Consider the following 4,802-nt stretch of genomic DNA (forward strand, 5'->3'; position numbering starts at 1 on the left):
TTAATTTATTTCGGTTGATTCGGGAAAAAAAGAGTGCTAAAATATAATTATGGTAGGCTTTGATGCTATTGCATTATCACTTGTTAAAACTTTAACAAGTTTTATATTTGGGCAGATTTTAAACAGCTCTGACATTTCAATAGACGGAGCACCATCGTGGTATATGAAGGAGACAAGACAGGAGATTTGCTCAAGTAGTTATGAATATGGAAATATGGCATCTATTGATATTACGCAGGAAAAATCTCTCAAGACATTAAAGAAAAGAGTTGAGGATATATTAGTTATTGTTGTTAATGAAAATATCAAAAATGCTACAGATGATGAGAGAGAATTTCTTGAAACATTTTTGAAAGATAAAGATTACGAAATTTTTATTTTAAAAAATGCAAACTTTAAAAATATAGATTATAATAAGAAGCATAATATAGCTTTTGCAAGAGTATGCATCGAAAGGGATAAGCTTTTGAAGTTTGAAAAAACAAAAGTAGATGAGTTGAAAAAGACTTTGTCAATTAAAAGGTCAAAAGGTGCCTTTGAGGAATTGGAAAATGAAAATTAAAATCTTAATGTTATTTGTGTTGGTTGGCAGTGTGTCGTTTGCTGTTGATTCAGAGTTTATGAAATATTTGAATCAGCAGATGAGTGAGTATAATCAGTTTAAAGAGGAGAGGGATAGGGAATTTACTGAGTTTTTGCAGAAGGAGTGGAAGGATTATCAGATGTTTAAAGGGATTCCTCAAGATGAGACTCCAAAACCTGTAACTGTACCTAAAATTGAAGAGCAAAAACCTCTTGTGGTTAAAAAACCGTCTGAAGAAACCGTTGGCCCTGAAAAGGTAAAGCCGCCTGTTGAAGTAGAAAAGCCGGTGGAGGTAGTTGTGCCACCTGTTGTGGTTGAAGATAAAGGGATAATTCATAAGTTTGTATTTTATGGAGTGGATGTAACGTTAAAGTATGATAAAGATATGGTGAGCGATTATTTAAATGGTGTCAACAATGATGAAATTGCTAAATTTTGGGAAAAGGCAGCCAAAAGTGATTTTAACATATTTGTTGAGTCTGTTAAAGGAGCTATTAAATCTCTTAATTTGGGTGATTGGGGGACTGTGGTATTTGTCAAGTCAGCTTCACTAAGTATATGCAATAATGACTTCAATAGGGCTAATCTTTTGTCATGGTTTGTTTTGGCAAAGTTAGGTTATGATGTTAGGGTAGGTATAGAGGATAATAAAATTTATCTTCTTGTTCCGTCAGACAAAAAGATATTTGGTGTGACATACTTTGTGCTCGATGGTAGAAGGTATTACGCTGTTGACACCCTTGAAACAAGGGTTTTTCTTAAAAGTATTAGGACATATGATGGGTCATATCCTGGCAGCAAATCCGTTTTAAAAATTGATGCAGAAAAGCCTTTGTTGCCTTTCAATGAGGGGGTAAAACAGCTAACATTTTCTTATAATAATAAAAAATATAAAATAAATTTAGTTTATGATAATAGTTATGTTGGTTTCTATAAACTATTTCCTCAGACTGAGCTCAATGTATATGAGAATTCAGGTGTGTCCCAAAAAACAGCCTATACGTTGGCTGAAGAACTGTCTAAGATTGTAAAAGGGAAACCTGTTGTGGATGCAGCAAATATTATATTGAGGTTTGTTCAGACAGCATTTGCTTACAAAACAGATATTGAGCAGTTTGGGTATGAAAAATATTTTGTCCCGGATGAGACTATATACTATCCGTATTCAGATTGCGAGGACAGATCAATTTTGTATTATTATCTTGTAAAAAATATTTTAGGGTTGGATGTTGTTTTGCTTGACTATCCCGGTCATGTAGCTACTGCGATACAATTAAAAGATGACATAGAAGGTGATTATGTGATATATAATAATAAGAAATATTATGTGGCTGACCCTACATATATTAATGCTAATATAGGTATGACAATGCCTATCGTTGCTAAGTATAAACCTAAAGTAGTAAAATAGATTTTAGGGAAAACAAAAAGGAGGTAGGTATGAGAAAAACATTGTATTTGGTTTTGGTAGTGTTAGTAGGAATTTTTATGTTTTCTGGCTGTGCTAAAAAAGGGCCTGAGCCATTGAAAAACCCATGCCTTGAAGGTGCACCTGCTTGGGTAATTGATCCAACAATGGAGGGTGGTCTTACCGGACTTGGTGCAGCAAAAATCGGTGCAGCAGGTCTTCAATTTGCAAGGACTGAAGCAATTGCTAATGCAAGAGATGAAATGGCAAGAACTTTAAGCGTAAAAGTGAAAAACATGTTTAAAAACTTTACTCAGGTAACCGGAGTTGGGGATGCTGAGACAGTTGATAAGGTATCTGCAAATGTTTCTAAGCAGGTTGCCAATCAGACACTTGAAGGTTCAAAGGCTAAAAATGTATGGATTTCTCCATGTAATGAGTACTACGTGCTTGTAGTTTTAGACCCGCAAGTTGTTCAAAAGTCTGTAGCTGACAGTGTTAAATCCAGCTTGAAGAATGAGCAGGCTTTGTGGCAGCAATTCTTGGCTAAAAAAGCCCAAGATGAGCTTGATGCTGAAATACAGAAAGAATTTAGCAAGTAATTTATGTGCGGCAAGTTTTCTTGCCGCATATTTATTTTTGGGGTGTGAGGTATGAAATATTGGGTTATTGTTTTGATGTTTATTGTTGGGTGTGCAAATAATCAACAGGGTGTTCAAAAGTCACAGTATCCCGACTGGATTTTTAATGTCCCTTCTTCAAATGGGATTTGTTATGTAGGAAGCTCACTTCCGCATATTAGAGGGAAGCCTTACCAAAGGGCTTTGGCAATTTCAAGGGCAATAGAGGGGATAGCAAGACAGAAGAATGTGTCTGTGAATGTTGATGTGGAGCATCTTATGTATGGAAGCTCTAACTCAGCTAATTCTAAGATGATGGTGTATAGTGTTCAAACAACCAAAGGGCAAACTGTTAGTGCCAAAATCAAAGAGATATGGCTTGACCCTTACAAAGAAGAGCTTTTTGTTTTAATGTGTGAGGAATAGTGTGAAAAAACTATTGTTTTTAATTTTGGCTTGTCTGTTTGTATTTACAAGTGTGCAAGCTGACGAATTTGAGCAGTTTAAAGATAATTTTTTAGGTGAGTTTGATAGTTATAAAAAGCAATTGGATGAAGAGTTTGAAAACTATAAGAGAATCTTGGATGAAGAATTACAAAACTATAAAAAAGAGATTGGCGCATATTGGAGCGATTTGAAAATTTCAAATAACAAAATTTTTGTTGAATATTCTCAGGATAAGAAAAGTAGAAAAATAGTTGATTATGAAAATGACAGGCTAATTGTAGAGGTAAAGGTTGATAACTTATCTGATAAAACTTCTAGTATACGTAAAGTACAAGAATTAGTTGAGGATACTATTAATGAGAATCTTGTGACCGCATTTGAACGGGACCAAGTATCAAAAAATGTGGAAAGAAGATTGAGTAAGAAGTCAAATATTGTTGTCACGGGTGATATCCCTAAAGTAAATGTGCTTTCCCCTTATATTGCCAAGGAAACAGATTTAGAAAAAATTAGAGAGAATATAAAGATTTCTGACATAAAAGAGGTTGATGGTAAAGATAGTAAAGTTTTAAGGGTAGAAATAAATCTACCTAATAAAGACTTGAAAGAAAAAGTAAATTTTGTGAAAAAGTATGTTTTTAACTATGCTGGTGTTCATAGAATCAGACCGGAAGTTATTTTTTCTATAATTCATAATGAGAGCTATTTTAATCCTTTAGCAAAGTCCTATGTCCCTGCTTACGGCTTAATGCAAATTGTCCCAAAGACGGCTGGTGCAGATGCTACAAAGTTTTTGTTTGGTAAGGAAAAAATATTGGCTCCATCATATCTTTATAATCCTGATAATAATATAAAAATCGGTGCAGCCTATTTTAGAATTTTATACTATTCATATCTCAAAGATATAAAAAATCCTACAAGCAGACTCTATTGCAGTATAGCAGCGTATAATACAGGCTCTGGCAATGTTGCCAAGGCTTTTGTAGGAAGCTATAATATTTCTGCTGCAGTTAATGTGATTAACAGAATGAGTCCGGATGATGTGTATAGGACATTAAAGAGAAGTTTGCCGTATGATGAAACAAAAAGATATCTTGATAAGGTGTTGGATAAAATAAAAGTTTATGAAGCTGCCTTATAACTTTAAAATGTAGGTGGGTGGTTTACCCAAAGCACTTCCGTTACTTCATTTGTGGGGTTTCTCCAACTGTGCGGATGATTTGACTTATAAACTGCCGAATCGCCTTCTTCTAATGTAAAAATCTCATTGTTAACCTGAATTTCAAGTTTACCTTTTAGGACAATTACAAATTCTTCTCCGTTATGTGTATGTGATTCATTACCACTATATGCACCGGGCTCAAGATGCATAAACAATGCTTCAAGTTCTGTTTCTGAAAATTGAGGCCTTAGAAGCTCATATGTTACTTTAGATTTAGGGTTGACCATCTTGTTTCTTTCGTTTTTTCTGACAACTACCCTTTGGCTGCTGATAGAGTCGTCAAAAAAATGGATTACATTAACATCAAGCGCATCTGAAATCTTTTTTAATGATGCGATGGTAGGGGAAACTAAGTCCCTTTCCACTTGGGATAAAAAACCAAGGGAGCAACCTGACTCTTTGCTTAGTTGTCGTAATGTAAGTTTTTTCTCTTTTCTTAGTTTTTGAATCTTTTTTCCTAAACTCATGGAGTTCACTATATTAAACAAAAATTAAATAGTCAAGGGAATTTTAACTAAATAC

6 protein-coding genes are annotated in these 4,802 nt (G+C 34.3%); 5 read left to right on the top strand and 1 reads right to left on the bottom strand.

Annotated features, from left to right (window positions below; genetic code table 11):
* The first annotated feature begins 49 nt into the window (after positions 1 to 49).
* From LF845_RS11495 to LF845_RS12060, 5 genes are read left to right on the top strand one after another with little or no spacing between them, the layout of a single operon-like run.
* A complete protein-coding gene (locus LF845_RS11495; protein WP_242821155.1) occupies positions 50 to 562 on the top strand; it encodes a hypothetical protein in 513 nt (170 codons plus the stop codon).
* Positions 552 to 1,994: a hypothetical protein gene (locus tag LF845_RS11500; protein WP_242821156.1), complete on the top strand. Its 1,443-nt coding sequence runs from the start codon at positions 552 to 554 to the stop codon at positions 1,992 to 1,994. The genes LF845_RS11495 and LF845_RS11500 overlap by 11 nt, the downstream gene beginning before the upstream one ends.
* Positions 1,995 to 2,023: 29 nt before the next feature.
* Entirely contained in the window at positions 2,024 to 2,593 is a 570-nt protein-coding gene (locus tag LF845_RS11505) for an LPP20 family lipoprotein (RefSeq protein ID WP_242821157.1), read from the top strand.
* A 51-nt stretch (positions 2,594 to 2,644) separates the two neighbouring features.
* On the top strand, positions 2,645 to 3,037 hold the full coding sequence (locus LF845_RS11510; protein ID WP_242821158.1) for a hypothetical protein: 393 nt from the start codon (positions 2,645 to 2,647) through the stop codon (positions 3,035 to 3,037).
* Position 3,038: 1 nt separating this feature from the next.
* A complete protein-coding gene (locus LF845_RS12060) occupies positions 3,039 to 4,199 on the top strand; it encodes a transglycosylase SLT domain-containing protein (RefSeq protein ID WP_242821159.1) in 1,161 nt (386 codons plus the stop codon).
* Between the two features lie 2 nt (positions 4,200 to 4,201).
* Here the strand turns inward: LF845_RS12060 and LF845_RS11520 are convergent, their stop codons facing one another.
* On the bottom strand, positions 4,202 to 4,747 hold the full coding sequence (locus LF845_RS11520; protein WP_242821160.1) for a helix-turn-helix domain-containing protein: 546 nt from the start codon (positions 4,745 to 4,747) through the stop codon (positions 4,202 to 4,204).
* Positions 4,748 to 4,802: the final 55 nt, after the last annotated feature.

The sequence above is a fragment of the Deferrivibrio essentukiensis genome (assembly GCF_020480685.1).
GTDB classification, from domain to species: domain Bacteria; phylum Chrysiogenota; class Deferribacteres; order Deferribacterales; family Deferrivibrionaceae; genus Deferrivibrio; species Deferrivibrio essentukiensis.